This is a genomic window from Pseudomonas sp. UBA4194, from assembly GCF_002379585.1.
In the GTDB taxonomy this organism is placed as follows: Bacteria; Pseudomonadota; Gammaproteobacteria; order Pseudomonadales; family Pseudomonadaceae; genus Aquipseudomonas.
Map to the genome: position 1 here is coordinate 30,966 of NZ_DFUE01000046.1, position 14,234 is coordinate 45,199.

Genomic DNA, 14,234 nt, shown 5'->3' on the forward strand with positions numbered 1-14,234 from the left:
AACGGCAGAACGCCGCCCCACGCATTGAGGACATCTCGAATGAAAAAGAAATTCCGCTCCAAGTGGTTTCGCGTCGCCACTGCCGGCGCAACTTCCGATGGCCGGAAGATCGAAGCCTCCTGGATTCAGGAAATGGCTGCCAGCTACAACCCCACCGTCTACGGTGCCCGGATTTGGATGGAGCACATCCGTAGCACCGTGGCCGACAGCCCTTTCCGTGCTTACGGCGATGTCGTGGCGGTGAAAGCGGAAGAGGTCGACGTCGGCGGCGAAAAGCGTCTGGCGCTGTTTGCCCAGATCGAGCCCACCCCCGATCTGATCAACCTCAACAAGGCCAAACAGAAGATCTACACCAGCATCGAGGTCTCCGAGAAATTCGCAGACAGCGGCAAAGCGTACCTGGTGGGCTTGGGGGTCACCGACAGCCCTGCCAGCCTCGGTACCGACGTGCTGTCCTTTGCCGCGCAGAACCCCGACGCCAACCCCTACAAATCCCGCAAGCAGCATCCGGACAACATGTTCACCGCTTCGGTTGAGGTAGAGCTGGACTTCGAAGAGGTCGACGACAACCCGAGCAAACTGGAAGGTCTGTTCGCTCGCGTCAACGATCTGCTCGGTCGCAGCAAGACCAAGGCTTCGAAGGACGATGCGAACTTCACCGAGCTGAACGAAGCGGTCGAGGCGCTGGCCACCCACGCAGCCGAGCAAGCCGAGGCGGCATCTACTCAGGCCACCTCCTTCAGGACCCTGCAGGAAAAGCAGGACAAGTTGAGCACCGACTTCGCAGAACTGCTCGAGCGCCTCGGTACTACCGTCGATCACAGCCAAACCCAGCGCCCGCCCGTTACCGGCGGCGATGGTGCCGTGCTGACAGCGTACTGATCCCGCGACCGCCCCCTATCGCCTTACCCGGAGAACACCATGCGTAACGAAACTCGAATTGCCTTCAACGGCTTCACCAAGCAGGTCGCAGCACTGAACGCCGTAGGCTCCGCCGCCGAGAAATTCACCGTCACCCCGACCGTCCAGCAAACGCTGGAAACCGCTATCCAGGAATCGAGCGCCTTCCTGCAGCAGATCAACATCATTGGCGTCGACGAGCAGGAAGGTGAGGCCATCCTGCTGAGCGTTGGCTCCACTATCGCCGGCCGTACCGACACCTCCAACAAGGCGCGCGATCCGCGCAGCGTCAGTTCGCTCAAGAGCGATACCTACAGCTGCAAAAAGACCGATTTCGACACCTACGTGAAGTACCAACTGCTGGATGCCTGGGCCAAGTTCAAAGACTTCCAGGCGCGACTGTCCAATGCGATCGTCGGACAACAGGCCCTGGATCGCATCATGATTGGCTTCAATGGCAAGTCGGTCGCGGCTGACACTGATCGGGTGAACAATCCGCTGCTGGAAGATGTGAATATCGGCTGGCTGGAGAAGTACCGCACGAAGGCCCCGGCACGTGTCCTGAGCAGCGGCAAGGTGGCTGGCAAAATCACCATCGGCCCAACCGGTGATTACAAGACTCTGGACGGCCTGGTCTACGACGCCATCCAGCTGCTGGATCCATGGCATCGCAAGCGCCCAGATCTCGTGGTCCTGGTCGATCGGAACCTGCTGCACTCCAAGTTCCTCGCCAACATCGAAGGCGCTGCGGACAACGAAAACGAGCTGGCCGCAGCCCGCATCATCGCGAACGGCACCCTGGGCGGTCTGCCGGTGGTCGACGCCCCATTCTTCATTGATGGTGGCGTGTTCATCACCACCCTGAAGAACCTGTCCATCTACTTCCAGATCGGCGCGCGTCGTCGCATGACCAAGGAAGAACCGGAACGCGATCGCATCGCCGATTACCAGTCCTCGAACGAAGCGTACGTCGTGGAAGACTTCGGTTTGGGCGCCCTGGTCGAAAACATCGAAGAGGCGGCGTAACCATGGGCCTCTCTCTCGCTCAACGTCACCAGCGCCGCGTGCTCGCGGCGGTGGAGGCCGCTGCCACTCCACCGGCTCTCACGATGGCGGGAGGGACGGCCTATGAACTGCAGCTGGCCCAGCTGCTGCAGGACCGCCTACGGCTCAAGCAGATCCAGTCCACCGAAGGCAAGTGTGCGCTGAAGCTTCAGCTTCTCCCCGCGTACGAGCCGTATGTCCAGGGTGTGCTCGAGGGCGGCAACGGCGCCCAGGACGAAGTACTCACCACCATCATGATCTGGCGGATCGATGCGGCGGACTACGCCGGCGCGCTCGACATCGCAGCGTATGTGTTGCAGCACAGCCTGCTGATGCCCGATCGCTTCGAACGCACCACGGGCTGCCTGATCGCTGAAGAGGTCGCGGAAGCGGCGCTCAAAGCTCAGAAAACCAATGGCGATTTCGACCTAGCCACCTTGCATCGCACCATGGAATTGACCGCAGAACAGGACATGCCCGATGAGGCACGCGCCAAGCTGTACCTGGCCACCGGCCGGGCCACAGTTACGGGCCTAACCGCTGAACAACCGGGCCAACCCGGGCAGGTTAGCGCCGGCATCGAGCTGCTCAAACGCGCCATCGAGCTGAACAACAGCTGCGGCGGCAAGAAAGATCTGGATGGCGCCGAGCGCCTCCTCAAAAAGATTGCTCCCCCTATTGGGAGCTGACAGAGCGTACCCCGCAACCCCGGCGGCCCGGAGCTGATCAGCAGGTTTCTCCTTTCCTTGCTGTGACGCCCCGGTCACCGCCGACTTTGGTGTGACATATGAGCGGATTCCTTGCCAACGGCAGCCCTACCAAGCCGTTTCCCATCACCAACGACGATTTCTGGCCCGATATCGACGGTAACAACTTGCGCGCAGCCATTCGTATGGACGGCAGCGTTTCGGACGTCCGGCTCGAAGTGGCCACCGTCAATGCGTTGATCGAGGTCAATGCCGAGTTGGAGCAACTGAAGGCTTCGCACCTGGTGAGCGGCCATATCACCCTGGCCGACGTGCCTGCCCCGCAAGTGCAGGGCCAGAGCAAGTGGGTCTGGCAGTACAAGCGGGCGATCTACTGCACCGCCGGCGCCGAGCTTGCCGAGCGGTACCGCAGCTACGACAGCACCGCAGAAGGCAGCAAGAACGCGGACGAACTGACTCCGTCCGTAGATGAATTCCGCCGCGATGCCCGGTTTGCGATCCGCAACCTGCTGGGCATTGGGCATTCAACGATCGACCTCATCTGATGGCCACTACCTTGGCCCAGCAGGGCGACACCGTGGACTTGATCTGTTGGCGTATTTACGGCCGCACCGCCGGCGTAACGGAAGCCGTGCTTGAGGCCAACCCTGGGCTGGCAGATCTGGGGCCCGTCTTGCCTCACGGCACGCTGGTGACCTTGCCCGAGGTCGCGCCCCAGGCAGAGCAAACCCAAATGGTGAATCTATGGGACTGATTCGCCTCGACCACACCCAGGCCAAGGACCGGACCCCAATCACCACCGGATATCGGAATGACGAAAATGCCTGACAAACCGGATACCTGGGCCTGGTTCGCGACCTGGCTCGAACACAACTGGCCGGCGATATACGCCGGGTTCCTCGCGGCGCTGATCGCAACACTGCGAATCATGTATGGCGGAGGCCGCTGGCGACGGGTGCTGCTTGAAGCGCCGCTATGCGGGCTACTAGCTGTTGCGGCGAGCAACGGTCTTTCGCTGATCGGGATCCCGCTCTCAACAGGCCCCTTCTTCGGCGGCGTCATCGGACTCCTCGGCGTTGAGGGTACACGGGCCATGGCCAACCAATTCTTCAAGCGCAAGGCGGAACAGGTATGAGCGCACTTCGACACGGCGACCGCAATCTGGCCGTAAAGCAGCTGCAGCACCGGCTCAACCAGGCCGGCGGGAACCTTTCGGTGGATGGGCAATACGGCGACGTCACTGAAGCCGCGGTGCGAGTATTCCAGGCGCAGGTCGGCCTCGTGGCTGATGGAATCGCCGGCACCAAGACGCAGGCCGCACTCGTCGGTGACAGCTGCTCGTCGCTACTGCGCAACGCAACGCTTGTTGCTGCAGCGGCCCGCCTGGGCGTAGACCTGGCCACGGTCCTCGCAGTCAACGAAGTGGAAAGCCAGGGCTCAGGCTTTTTGGATAACGGCAAGCCCAAGATCCTGTACGAGCGGCACATCATGTATCGCCGCCTGGCGGAGCCTCGTCACCCGGGCGACGATGTGGCCACGCTGCAGCAGCGTGCTGCAGCTCTGGCCATCGCCCAGCCCAGTCTCGTTAATCCGAAGCCAGGTGGTTACGTTGGCGGGACCGCCGAGCACCAGCGCCTGGCCAATGCCCGCCTCATCGATGACACGTGTGCTCTGGAGTCAGCCAGCTGGGGAGCCTTCCAGATCATGGGCTACCACGCCATGCGCCTGGGTTACGCCAGCGTCCAAGACTTTACACAGCGGATGGCCCAGTGCGAAAACGAGCAGTTCGAGGCGTTCGTCCGCTTCATTGAAGCGGATCCGGTGCTGCACAAGGCATTGAAGGCCCGGAAATGGCCTGTGTTCGCCAAGGGCTATAACGGGCCGGACTACCTGCGGAACCTGTACGACACCAAGCTCGAGCGCGCGTACGACCGTCACGCGGCCGCCGGCGCCACCTTGGAGGCGGCATGATCGATATCGACCACGTTCGCAAACTCAACCCCGCCCATGGGGATGTGTTCCAGCTCCCGGCCGGGACCATGCCGGAGGTGGCCAGGGCATTCGCTGAAGCGCTGGCAGTGGCCACACCGGGTATCAAAGCCATCGTGTTCATTGGCGAGATCCGCCATGTGGATAAAGCGGCGATGAACGCCGCCGGCTGGTACCGGGCATGAGCACCGTACGCCAAGTGCTTTACGGGCTCGCCCTACTCGGGGCGCTGGCACTCTTGCTCTGGGCCCAGAGCCAACGCATCGCAGCCGCGGACAAGAACACTGAGCTGGCTCAGCAGCGCGCTGACACGGCCACCACTGAGGCGGATCTGAGCACCGCCCGGGCGGTCATGCTCAGATCTACCCTGGACGACGAGCGCGCGGCCCAGGTCGGGCTGCGTAAGCTCCAGGACGAACTACGCACCGGCCTGGCCCGCCGCCAGAAAACAATCGAGGAACTGACCCGTGAGAACAAAGACCTTCGCGATTGGGCTCAGCAGTTGCTGCCTGACGTTGCTCGTGGGCTGCGCGAGCGCCCCGCCATCATCGGCGCCGCTGGTTATCGCGACTGGATGTCCGGCCGTGGTGCCGTGCACGCTGCCGGCGACGGCGCCACGCCTTAACGGCGAACTGCTCAACGACCAGGACCAGATCGAAGCAGCGTGGGCAGATTGCGCCGCGCAGATCGACACCGTTTACCGGTACCAGTTGAACGAGGCGGCCAAACCATGAACAAGCCCGCATCGCTTCGAGAGCACCTGCTGCGACTGGTGGCCGAGCTCCAACACGATCCCGATCGCCTACTTATCTTCATCGACAACGGGACGATGCGCAGCACTGCTGCAGAAGGACTGTCATTCGAGTACTCCTACACCCTTAACATCATTCTCACGGATTACGCCGGCCACCCCGATGCCGTCGCCATTCCACTGCTGGCGTGGGTGAAGGTCAACCAGCGCGAGTTGATGGAGAACCTCGACCGCGGGAAGGATGCCATCAAGTTCGAAGCGGACATCCTGGACAACAGCAAGGTCGACCTATCGATCAAGCTTCCGCTGACCGAACGAGTCATCGTGAAAGCCATGGAGACCGGCGCCCTCTCGGTCGATCACCCTGCCGAGCCTGAGGTAGACGAGGATCTGTTCCCCCTTGATACCCTCGCGCTCTACCTGAAAGGCGAGCATCTCGTACAGTGGGGAGCGACTTGAGCCGCGACCTGCAGGCGCTCGAAGAGTGGGCCGGCGCCCTGCTGGCCAAACTTGATGCGGGCGAGCGCCGCAAGTTGATGGGCAACGTGGCGCGCGACTTGCGCAGAAGCCAGCAGAAGCGCATCGCAACCCAGCGATCGCCTGACGGCACCCCCTTCGCGCCTCGCAAGCTCAAGGTGCTGCGTGAGAAGCAGGGGCGTATCAAAGCTCAGATGTTCACCAAGCTGCGTACCGCACGCTATATGCGTGTCCAGTCCACCAATGCCGGCGCCGCCGTCGAGTTTATAGGCCGTGTATCCCGCATAGCACGGGTTCATCATTACGGTATGAAGGATCGGCCAGCCCGAGGGCAGCCCGATGTTCGTTATGCCCCTAGGGAATTGTTGGGATTCGCCCTGCAGGATGCCAAGAACGTCAGTGACTTGTTGATGCAACATCTAAAAAGCTAACACATCATCCTGTCCCATTGCCTGTTCCCGCTGCCCACCTGATAATCCACTCATATCCCCTAAGCAACGGAAGCGAAAATGATCGAACTATCTGGTGAGCCATGGGCAAATGATCACATGGAACGCAAGGGCATCGCTAACTTTTTGACCTCGTATCTGGACGGTGATACTAGGGTGAAGGTTTTGAACATTAATGCCCCTTGGGGCACCGGTAAGACTTTTTTCTTGCGGAATTGGAGTCAGCAAGAGTTCCGCCAAGGCAGAGCCTGTATCTATTTTAATGCATGGGAGGCCGATTATTCAGGAGATGCGTTTGTATCACTAGTGTCGACGATTCGCGATCAACTCGAAGACATTATAGGATTTCAAAGCGACGCAGAACATGTGCTTAAGGATTTCACTAAAAAGGCTTCAAAAACCTTAGTAGCCGCGACGCCTGCTCTAGCAAAAGGGATCCTCAAGAAATTCACAGGTATTGAGCTCAGCATAATCGCTGATATCATTGATAACGACCAGTTGGGCGATGCTGCGGAAAAGGCCGTCGAGGAACTCATAAAATCCAATAAAGAAACGCTCGCAACCGTCAAGGATTTTAAGCACGTACTCAACAAGCTTCTGAGGCAGGCAGCAGAAAAATGCGCTACAGGCGGAAGCGTGAAGGTAGCGTATATCTACATTGACGAACTCGACAGGTGCAGGCCGACATTTGCTATTGAACTCCTCGAGCGTATTAAGCATCTATTCGACGTCGACAGTTGCCGCTTCATCATAGCCACCGATACTTCCCAGCTTGGCGAGGCAGTCCGCGCTGTATACGGTAATGGCTTTGACTCAGGAAAATATCTTAGAAGATTCTTCGACAGAGAATACAGCCTATCCAACATAGATTTCACATCGTGGATCAAAGCTAAATGTATACATTTTGAACGTGATAACATGGTCTCCTTAGGATTGCGCAAGCGATACACTAGGCTGGGTAGACCATCACACGCTTATAATTTACCAAACAGCATGCCCCACCCAGATACGGAGCTGGCTGCCGACATCGAGATCACTGAATCACAGCTTGTCATACTGTCCCTTGCCAATACCTTTAAGCCAAGTCTTCGAGACTTGGATAAAATCATCTGCCATCTAGAGGCGGTCCAGAGCGGGTTATCAAATCAGCCTTTTCATTTCTTCTGGGCAGCATACCTAGTCTTCCTTAAAATTGAGGCCCCAGATATATACTCTACCTCGTTTTCGGGCAGCTATGCGGGTGCTATTGCTGATCTCATGGATAGATACCCTGCGAGGTACCTATATTTTGGTTCGGTCAGTCGTTCCGTGCATGCAATCTTCGAAACTTATATAGGTCTGTATAGGAACGGTCGAAATAACGCGCAAGAAACTGCGCGGAGGTCAACTGATGAGGAACTGCAATACGTCACCACAGCGATCATGGAGTTTGCGAACGAGTTTGAGCGAATGAAGCTCTATCCAACGTTTGTTAATTTGGCTTATAGCATGGAATAGGCAGGCTTCTGTAGCAGATGTAACGGACCTGTTTACAGTTTAGATTTGGTGCAACCCGCACGCGCAAGCGTCACGCTCGATGCATGAACCAACTCACCGACATCCTCCGACGCCTTGAAAACCTGATCCGCGGCGGCACCATCGCCGAAATCGATCTGGAGCGGCCACGTTGCCGCGTGAAAACGGGGGGCCTGCTCACTGACTGGCTGCCGTTCTTCGCCCTGCGTGCCGGCGAGGACAGTGAGTGGGATCCGCCTAGCGTTGGTGAGCAGTGCCTGATCCTCTCGCCCTCTGGTAATCCGGCGACCGGATTCGTGATCTTCGGTCTGTACAGCGACCAGTTTCCTGCTCCTGACACCAGCGGTACCCGTCATCGGCGCCGCTACCGTGATGGCGCAGTTATCGACTACGACACCGCTAACCACACCCTCACTGCCACGCTGCCAGCCGGCGGGAAAATTGTGGCCACCGTACCCGGTGGCATGCGGCTGATCGGTGACCTGGATGTGGACGGGCTGATCACCGCCACCGAAGACGTGGTCGCGGGTCCAATGGCAATCAGCCTCACCAAGCACCGAACGTCCGGCGTACAAAGCGGCAACGGCACCTCAGATGGGCCTATCCCATGATCGGTATGAACGCCACAACCGGTCGTACCATCACGGACGACGAGCACCTCATTCAGTCCATCGCCGACATTCTCACCACCCCGATCGGCACCCGTGTCATGCGTCGCGAATATGGCAGTCAAATTGCGGACCTCATCGACTGGCCGCTTAACGACAGCACGCGCCTTCTGGCATATGCCGCCACTGCCATGGCTGTCATGCGATGGGAACCACGGATCCGCCTCAGTCGGATCCAGCTGAACCTGGGCGAACGCCCTGGTCAGGCTTACCTGGACATCGAGGGCAGCCGCGTCGACGGCAATGAGCCCCTTAGTTTGAGAGTGCCGCTGGCACTGGGAGCCACTGCATGAATACTTTCACGCCCATCGATCTAGCTCAGTTGCCAGATCCAGCCGTGGTCGAGCAAATCGACTACGAAACGATCTTGGCCGAGCGCAAGGCATACGCCGTTAGCCTCTGGCCAGCGGTGCAGCGAGCCAAAGTGGCAGCCACCTTGGCGCTGGAGTCCGAGCCGCTTACAAAGCTCCTGCAGGAGAACGCATATCGTGAGACCCTTTGGCGTCAGCGGGTGAATGAAGCGTCCCTGGCCATGATGTTGGCCAAAGCGCGGGGAACTGACCTCGAGCAGCTTGCCGGTAATGTGAATGTCTCCAGGCTGACCGTTACGCCGGCGGATCCCGCGGCTGTGCCTCCTATCGTTGCAGTTATGGAGTCTGACGATAGCTTGCGGGAACGAGCGCAGATGGCCTGGGAAGGACTCTCGACCGCTGGCCCGCGTAACAGCTACATCCTGCATGCACGCAGCGCTGATGGTCGCGTAGCGGATGCGACCGCAGATAGCCCGTCTCCGGCAGTAGTCGTCGTCACTGTGCAGGGACTGCTGGGTGACGGCAGCCTGGACCAATCTGTTCTGGATATCGTGTCAACGTATCTGAGTGACGACGACCGCCGGCCTGTCGCCGATCGGCTCACCGTCCAAGCGGCAACAATCTTGCCTTACGCAATCAATGCAATCCTCTACCCCGCCAGCTCTGGCCCTGAAGCTGACCCCATTCTGGCTGCGGCAGAAACCAGCCTAAAAGCATTCATCAGACAGCGTCGCCGGCTGGGCGTTGAAGTATCCGAATCGGCAGTGCATGCCGCGCTTCACGTTGAGGGTATGAGGAAAGTAGTGCTGGAAGGTTGGGTCGACCTAGCGCCGACAGCATCCCAAGCCGCCTATTGCACTGGTTATACGCTTACACCAGGTACATCCGCATGACAGCACTGTTGCCCCCCAACGCCATAGAGCTCGAGCGACTTGCGGCCGAGGCTGCGGCTCAGATCGAGCGCGTGCCAGTGCCAATTCGCACCCTCATCAACCCTGATCTGTGCCCTATCGAGCTGCTCCCCTATTTAGCCTGGGCATTCTCCGTCGACCGCTGGAATTCATCATGGTCGGAGGCAACCAAGCGCCAAGTCATCAAATCTTCTCACTTCGTTCATTCGCACAAAGGGACGATCGGGGCACTGAGGCGGGTGGTTGAGCCACTGGGCTACCTGATCGAGGTAGTCGAGTGGTGGCAAACAGTTCCTGAAGGTACCCCCGGCACATTTGCTTTGAAGGTTGGGGTGCTCGACACGGGCATTACCGAAGAGATGTACCAGGAGCTCTCCTGGCTGATCGATGACGCCAAGCCCGTAAGCAGGCAGCTCACTGGCTTGGCGATAAGCCTTGCCACCCAAGGCCCCTATTTCATCGGCGCCTCCATCTCAGAAGGCGACGAAATCGACGTGTACCCGCCAGTGCAGCACGACATTGTAGTGTCGGGCGTCATAGGCCGCGGTGGACGTGAACACACCATCGACAGCCTGGACGTATATTCATGATCGATCAGAACTCACAATTCTTTGCAACATTGACCGATATCGGCGCGGCCAAGCAGGCCAACGCAAACGCTCTGGGTATCCCTTGGAAAATCACGCAGATGGGCGTCGGTGACGCAAATGGCAATGATCCAGTGCCTTCGTCTGCACAGAAGGGCTTGATCAACGAGCGGCGGCGCGCGCCTCTTAATCAACTCAAAGTAGACCCCTCGAACGCATCAATAATCATCGCTGAGCAAGTGATCCCTGCAGAAGTAGGTGGATTCTGGATTCGGGAGATTGGTCTATACGACGAGGGCAACGATCTTGTCGCTGTTGCGAACTGCGCGCCTTCATTCAAACCCCTGCTCACTCAGGGATCCGGGCGTACCCAAGTTGTTCGGGTCAATTTGATCGTTTCGAACACCTCGAATGTCGAGCTCAAGATCGATCCGTCGGTTGTATTGGCTACCCGTTCCTACGTGGACCAGCGATTCCTGGATCTCCTAGCTACCGAGCAAGAAGCGAGTGCGGGCGAAAACAACTTGCACCTGATGACCCCGCTACGGGTCAAGCAATCCCTTCGTAAACTCAAGGGTATTCAACGCTATACGTCTAGCGGTACCTTCACTGTGCCTGCAGGCGTGACGACTATCTGGGCAAGTGGTTGCGCTGGTGGTGGAGGTGGTGGGGGCGGCGCAGGTGGTGATAACACCTTCTATGGTGGCGGTGGCGGCGGCGGCGGCGCAGGCCAGTCGATCCTGCGCGTACCGATTCCCGTGGTCGCCGGGGCCAATCTGACGATCACCCTAGGTGCTGGGGGGATCGGTGGGACGATGTCCGTAGCAGGTGGCGGCAACGGCGGCTCCGGTGGTAACTCAATGATCCTGGGAGCAACGTCCGGCTTGTTAGAACTCACGGGCGGCGGCGGTGGCTATGGGTCTGTGCCCGTGTCGTCGACGTATTCAGGAGGCGGCGGTGCTGGCACAGGTTACCCGGCGGGGAGCTACGGAAACGATGCAGGACAGGTCACTGCGTCGGGGTCGGGGGGAATGGGTGCGTCCAGTCCGTTCGGAGGTGGCGGTGGCTGTGGTCGACCGAGCACCGCCCATGGGGTCGCGGGTAGCGATTCGTTTGGATACGGAAGCGGCGGTGGCGGCGGTGGAGGCCATTACTCGACCAATACCGGAGGACCTTTCAATGGAGGCGCCGGCGGCGCTGGCTCGCAGGGACTAATTATTCTGGAGTGGTAAGCATGACAAACTACGCCGTAACAAACGCCAGCACTGGCAAGATCACCAACATCATTGTGTGGAACGGCGATGGCCAATGGGTTGCCCCCGAAGGAGCAATTGTGGTGCAGGCTCCGGACGATGCGATGATCGGAGGCAGCTACACCGATGGCGAATTTTTGCCGCCGCCGGTACCGGCTACCCCCCTACCTACACCTCAAGAAATTCTTGCCACAAACTCCGGTGTTTACGCTCAGCTATATGCTCAGGCTTCCCAGGCAATGACACCTCTACTGCTCTCGTTGCAGCTCGGGGATGCGGATGATGAGGAGACTCAGCAGGCAAAAGCGTGGCAGGCCTACTGCAGGCAATTGAAGGCGATCGATCTCACTACAGCTAAGCCCGAATGGCCCGAGCTACCTATCTAAGTTAAAGGCTCATCGCCGGAAGCCATACGCCCCAGTACCTTTGGGGCGTTTTTGTTCATGCGATGTAGATAGCTCTGCTACACACAACCCTCCTCGCCGCCACATCGCGCGCGCGTCACCCTGTGCTTTATCGCCACCAACGCGCAGGAAAACCCCCAATGGCTACTGACTATCATCACGGCGTCCGCGTCGTCGAGATCAACGAAGGCACTCGCCCTATCCGTACCGTCGCAACTGCTGTGGTCGGTATGGTCTGTACAGCTGAGGACGCCGACGTTACCGCCTTCCCTTTGAACAAGCCGGTGCTGCTGACCGACGTGCTCACCGCCAGTGGCAAGGCAGGTGTGAAAGGCACGCTGGCCAAGTCCCTCGACGCTATCGCAGACCAGGCCAACCCTGTCACTGTCGTAATTCGCGTGGCCGAAGGGGCCGACGCCGCAGCGACCACCAGCAACATCATCGGCGGCGTGACCGCTGGTGGTCAGTACACAGGCCTCAAAGCCTTGCTGGCGGCAGAAGCCCAACTGGGCGTGCGCCCGCGGATCCTCGGCGTTCCGGGCCTGGATTCACTGCCAGTTGCCACTGAGCTGGCGGCGATCGCACAGAAGCTGCGCGGGTTCGCCTATGCCAATGCATGGGAGTGCGAGACCGCCTCCGAAGCGATCGCATACCGCGAGAACTTCAGTGCACGTGAGCTGATGACCATCTGGCCCGACTTTGTCAGCTGGGATACCACCACCAACGCAGATGCCCCGGCGTCGGCTATTGCACGGGCCCTGGGCCTTCGCGCCAAGATCGATGAGCAAACCGGGTGGCACAAGACGCTCTCTAACGTTGGCGTCAACGGCGTAACAGGTCTGAGCAAAGATGTGTACTGGGATCTGCAAAACCCAGCCACCGACGCGGGCCTGCTGAATGCTGCCGACGTGACCACACTGATCCGCCGTGATGGGTTCCGCTTCTGGGGCTCGCGGACCTGCAGTGACGACCCGCTGTTCGCTTTCGAAAGTTATACCCGAACCGCACAGGTACTGGCCGACACGATGGCCGAGGCTCATTTCTGGGCGGTGGATAAGCCCCTGCACCCGAGTCTGGCGCGGGACATCATCGAGGGCATCAACGCTAAGTTCCGGGAGTTGGTGCGGAACGGGTACCTGATTGGCGCATCGTGCTGGTACGACGAAGCTGCCAACGATAAGGACACCCTCAAGGCCGGCAAGCTCTTCCTGGACTACGACTACACCCCAGTCCCGCCGTTGGAAGACCTCACTCTGCGCCAGCGCATCACCGATCGCTTTCTGGTCGACTTCGCCAGCCGCATTACTGCCTGATCCCCATTCACATGCGCGGCTGCGGCCGCGCCGTAGGAGTACGCCAACATGGCCCTACCTAAGAAACTCAAGAACATGGTTCTTTTCAACGACGGCAACAGCTACGTCGGCCAGTCGAAGAGCGTTACCCTGCCCAAACTGGGGCGCAAGCTGGAGTCATTCCGCGGCGGCGGCATGGACGGTCCTGTGAAAGTAGACCTTGGCCATAGCGATGACGGCATCCAGATGGAATGGACGCTGGGCGGCTGGGACCTTACCGCGCTGCGTCAGTACGGCGCGGTATCGGCTAGCGGCATCCTGCTGCGATGGGCCGGTTCGGTGCAGCAAGACGATTCCGGCGTCGTTTCGGCGGTGGAGGTCGTCGTCCGGGGCCGCCATGAAGAGATCGACATGGGTGACGCCGAAGCCGGCGAAGATACCGAGCACAAGTTCACCACCAGCTGCACCTACTACAAGCTCAGCATCGACAACAACGTCGAGATCGAGATCGATCTGCTGAACTTCATCTTCAACGTGAATGGTGAAGACCGCCTCGCTGAGCATCGCAAAGCACTCGGTATTTGACCCTTCTGCGCCGGCCAGATCCGGCGCTCCCCCTATTCGTGAGCGATATCCATGACCACCGAAACCACAGACACCTTAGTCACCAAGAATCCCAATCAGGAAGTCATTGACCTGGACACGCCGATCAAGCGCGGCACCGTAGAGATCACCGAGGTGACCCTGCGCAAACCTATGGCAGGCGAGCTGCGCGGTACCAGCCTCTCCGATCTTCTGCAGATGGATGTGTTGGCCCTGCGCAAAGTGCTGCCACGCATCACCGCTCCAGCCCTGACTGATCATGAGATTGGCCAGATGGATCCAGCGGACTTGGTGCAAATGGCCACTGCGGTGACAGGTTTTTTGTTGCCGAAGTCGGCGAAGGTGGATGCATCCCTCGTTGCGTAGACGACGC

At 59.3% G+C, this 14,234-nt stretch carries 21 protein-coding genes and 1 pseudogene; all 22 read left to right on the forward strand.

Features of this window, described 5'->3' with window-relative positions; translation table 11 throughout:
• Positions 1-39: 39 nt before the first annotated feature.
• The 22 genes and pseudogenes from B3397_RS12060 to B3397_RS12165 all read left to right on the forward strand — a co-directional run bounded on the left by B3397_RS12060 (position 40) and on the right by B3397_RS12165 (position 14,227).
• Complete coding sequence (locus B3397_RS12060) at positions 40-882, forward strand: GPO family capsid scaffolding protein (protein ID WP_296250292.1); 843 nt, start codon at positions 40-42, stop codon at positions 880-882.
• 39 nt (positions 883-921) lie between these two features.
• Positions 922-1,926, forward strand: coding sequence for a phage major capsid protein, P2 family (locus B3397_RS12065; RefSeq protein WP_296250293.1), 1,005 nt, complete (start codon positions 922-924; stop codon positions 1,924-1,926).
• A 2-nt stretch (positions 1,927-1,928) separates the two neighbouring features.
• Positions 1,929-2,633 carry a terminase endonuclease subunit gene (locus B3397_RS12070; protein ID WP_296250294.1) on the forward strand — a complete coding sequence of 235 codons (705 nt, stop codon included), beginning with the start codon at positions 1,929-1,931 and terminating at the stop codon, positions 2,631-2,633.
• 98 nt (positions 2,634-2,731) lie between these two features.
• Positions 2,732-3,196: a head completion/stabilization protein gene (locus B3397_RS12075; protein WP_296250296.1), complete on the forward strand. Its 465-nt coding sequence runs from the start codon at positions 2,732-2,734 to the stop codon at positions 3,194-3,196.
• The gene (locus B3397_RS12080; RefSeq protein ID WP_296250297.1) at positions 3,196-3,405 is read left to right on the forward strand and encodes a tail protein X; all 210 of its coding nucleotides are present in this window, start codon (positions 3,196-3,198) and stop codon (positions 3,403-3,405) included. The genes B3397_RS12075 and B3397_RS12080 overlap by 1 nt, the downstream gene beginning before the upstream one ends.
• Positions 3,406-3,462: 57 nt before the next feature.
• Complete coding sequence (locus B3397_RS12085; protein WP_296250298.1) at positions 3,463-3,786, forward strand: phage holin, lambda family; 324 nt, start codon at positions 3,463-3,465, stop codon at positions 3,784-3,786.
• Entirely contained in the window at positions 3,783-4,622 is an 840-nt protein-coding gene (locus B3397_RS12090) for an N-acetylmuramidase family protein (protein ID WP_296250300.1), read from the forward strand. The genes B3397_RS12085 and B3397_RS12090 overlap by 4 nt, the downstream gene beginning before the upstream one ends.
• The gene (locus B3397_RS12095) at positions 4,619-4,825 is read left to right on the forward strand and encodes a hypothetical protein (RefSeq protein WP_296250302.1); all 207 of its coding nucleotides are present in this window, start codon (positions 4,619-4,621) and stop codon (positions 4,823-4,825) included. The genes B3397_RS12090 and B3397_RS12095 overlap by 4 nt, the downstream gene beginning before the upstream one ends.
• Entirely contained in the window at positions 4,822-5,265 is a 444-nt protein-coding gene (gene lysB, locus B3397_RS12100) for an Rz-like lysis system protein LysB (protein ID WP_296250304.1), read from the forward strand. The genes B3397_RS12095 and lysB overlap by 4 nt, the downstream gene beginning before the upstream one ends.
• Positions 5,162-5,374, forward strand: coding sequence for an Rz1-like lysis system protein LysC (lysC, locus tag B3397_RS12105; RefSeq protein WP_296250306.1), 213 nt, complete (start codon positions 5,162-5,164; stop codon positions 5,372-5,374). Before lysB ends, lysC begins: the two co-directional genes overlap by 104 nt.
• Complete coding sequence (locus B3397_RS12110) at positions 5,371-5,850, forward strand: phage tail protein (RefSeq protein ID WP_296250308.1); 480 nt, start codon at positions 5,371-5,373, stop codon at positions 5,848-5,850. Before lysC ends, B3397_RS12110 begins: the two co-directional genes overlap by 4 nt.
• Positions 5,847-6,299 carry a phage virion morphogenesis protein gene (locus B3397_RS12115; RefSeq protein ID WP_296250310.1) on the forward strand — a complete coding sequence of 151 codons (453 nt, stop codon included), beginning with the start codon at positions 5,847-5,849 and terminating at the stop codon, positions 6,297-6,299. The genes B3397_RS12110 and B3397_RS12115 overlap by 4 nt, the downstream gene beginning before the upstream one ends.
• Positions 6,300-6,377: 78 nt before the next feature.
• On the forward strand, positions 6,378-7,814 hold the full coding sequence (locus B3397_RS12120) for a KAP family P-loop NTPase fold protein (RefSeq protein ID WP_296250312.1): 1,437 nt from the start codon (positions 6,378-6,380) through the stop codon (positions 7,812-7,814).
• Positions 7,815-7,897: 83 nt separating this feature from the next.
• Positions 7,898-8,443 carry a phage baseplate assembly protein V gene (locus B3397_RS12125; protein ID WP_296250314.1) on the forward strand — a complete coding sequence of 182 codons (546 nt, stop codon included), beginning with the start codon at positions 7,898-7,900 and terminating at the stop codon, positions 8,441-8,443.
• Complete coding sequence (locus B3397_RS12130; protein WP_296250317.1) at positions 8,440-8,793, forward strand: GPW/gp25 family protein; 354 nt, start codon at positions 8,440-8,442, stop codon at positions 8,791-8,793. The genes B3397_RS12125 and B3397_RS12130 overlap by 4 nt, the downstream gene beginning before the upstream one ends.
• Positions 8,790-9,704: a baseplate J/gp47 family protein gene (locus tag B3397_RS12135; RefSeq protein ID WP_296250319.1), complete on the forward strand. Its 915-nt coding sequence runs from the start codon at positions 8,790-8,792 to the stop codon at positions 9,702-9,704. Before B3397_RS12130 ends, B3397_RS12135 begins: the two co-directional genes overlap by 4 nt.
• Positions 9,701-10,312 carry a phage tail protein I gene (locus B3397_RS12140; RefSeq protein ID WP_296250321.1) on the forward strand — a complete coding sequence of 204 codons (612 nt, stop codon included), beginning with the start codon at positions 9,701-9,703 and terminating at the stop codon, positions 10,310-10,312. Before B3397_RS12135 ends, B3397_RS12140 begins: the two co-directional genes overlap by 4 nt.
• A pseudogene (locus B3397_RS12145) lies at positions 10,309-10,780 on the forward strand (phage tail protein); the annotation flags it as partial. The gene B3397_RS12140 and the pseudogene B3397_RS12145, both read left to right, overlap by 4 nt.
• A gap of 763 nt (positions 10,781-11,543) precedes the next feature.
• On the forward strand, positions 11,544-11,948 hold the full coding sequence (locus B3397_RS12150) for a tail fiber assembly protein (protein ID WP_296250323.1): 405 nt from the start codon (positions 11,544-11,546) through the stop codon (positions 11,946-11,948).
• Positions 11,949-12,106: 158 nt separating this feature from the next.
• Complete coding sequence (locus B3397_RS12155) at positions 12,107-13,279, forward strand: phage tail sheath protein (protein ID WP_296250326.1); 1,173 nt, start codon at positions 12,107-12,109, stop codon at positions 13,277-13,279.
• A 48-nt stretch (positions 13,280-13,327) separates the two neighbouring features.
• A complete protein-coding gene (locus tag B3397_RS12160; RefSeq protein ID WP_296250328.1) occupies positions 13,328-13,843 on the forward strand; it encodes a phage major tail tube protein in 516 nt (171 codons plus the stop codon).
• Between the two features lie 51 nt (positions 13,844-13,894).
• Positions 13,895-14,227 (forward strand): phage tail assembly protein, encoded by a 333-nt coding sequence (locus B3397_RS12165; protein WP_296250330.1) that lies wholly within the window; start codon positions 13,895-13,897, stop codon positions 14,225-14,227.
• The last annotated feature ends 7 nt before the right edge of the window (positions 14,228-14,234 follow it).

Bases quoted from the DNA above. Each gene is read 5' to 3' on its own strand.
- B3397_RS12090 (WP_296250300.1), top strand. From the start codon at position 3,783: ATGAGCGCACTTCGACACGGCGACCGCAATCTGGCCGTAAAGCAGCTG.
- B3397_RS12150 (WP_296250323.1), top strand. From the start codon at position 11,544: ATGACAAACTACGCCGTAACAAACGCCAGCACTGGCAAGATCACCAAC.
- B3397_RS12065 (WP_296250293.1), top strand. From the start codon at position 922: ATGCGTAACGAAACTCGAATTGCCTTCAACGGCTTCACCAAGCAGGTC.
- B3397_RS12165 (WP_296250330.1), top strand. From the start codon at position 13,895: ATGACCACCGAAACCACAGACACCTTAGTCACCAAGAATCCCAATCAG.
- B3397_RS12060 (WP_296250292.1), top strand. From the start codon at position 40: ATGAAAAAGAAATTCCGCTCCAAGTGGTTTCGCGTCGCCACTGCCGGC.
- lysB (WP_296250304.1), top strand. From the start codon at position 4,822: ATGAGCACCGTACGCCAAGTGCTTTACGGGCTCGCCCTACTCGGGGCG.
- B3397_RS12160 (WP_296250328.1), top strand. From the start codon at position 13,328: ATGGCCCTACCTAAGAAACTCAAGAACATGGTTCTTTTCAACGACGGC.
- B3397_RS12080 (WP_296250297.1), top strand. From the start codon at position 3,196: ATGGCCACTACCTTGGCCCAGCAGGGCGACACCGTGGACTTGATCTGT.
- B3397_RS12140 (WP_296250321.1), top strand. From the start codon at position 9,701: ATGACAGCACTGTTGCCCCCCAACGCCATAGAGCTCGAGCGACTTGCG.
- B3397_RS12120 (WP_296250312.1), top strand. From the start codon at position 6,378: ATGATCGAACTATCTGGTGAGCCATGGGCAAATGATCACATGGAACGC.
- B3397_RS12130 (WP_296250317.1), top strand. From the start codon at position 8,440: ATGATCGGTATGAACGCCACAACCGGTCGTACCATCACGGACGACGAG.
- B3397_RS12110 (WP_296250308.1), top strand. From the start codon at position 5,371: ATGAACAAGCCCGCATCGCTTCGAGAGCACCTGCTGCGACTGGTGGCC.
- B3397_RS12155 (WP_296250326.1), top strand. From the start codon at position 12,107: ATGGCTACTGACTATCATCACGGCGTCCGCGTCGTCGAGATCAACGAA.
- B3397_RS12125 (WP_296250314.1), top strand. From the start codon at position 7,898: ATGAACCAACTCACCGACATCCTCCGACGCCTTGAAAACCTGATCCGC.
- B3397_RS12095 (WP_296250302.1), top strand. From the start codon at position 4,619: ATGATCGATATCGACCACGTTCGCAAACTCAACCCCGCCCATGGGGAT.
- B3397_RS12075 (WP_296250296.1), top strand. From the start codon at position 2,732: ATGAGCGGATTCCTTGCCAACGGCAGCCCTACCAAGCCGTTTCCCATC.
- B3397_RS12085 (WP_296250298.1), top strand. From the start codon at position 3,463: ATGACGAAAATGCCTGACAAACCGGATACCTGGGCCTGGTTCGCGACC.
- B3397_RS12070 (WP_296250294.1), top strand. From the start codon at position 1,929: ATGGGCCTCTCTCTCGCTCAACGTCACCAGCGCCGCGTGCTCGCGGCG.
- B3397_RS12135 (WP_296250319.1), top strand. From the start codon at position 8,790: ATGAATACTTTCACGCCCATCGATCTAGCTCAGTTGCCAGATCCAGCC.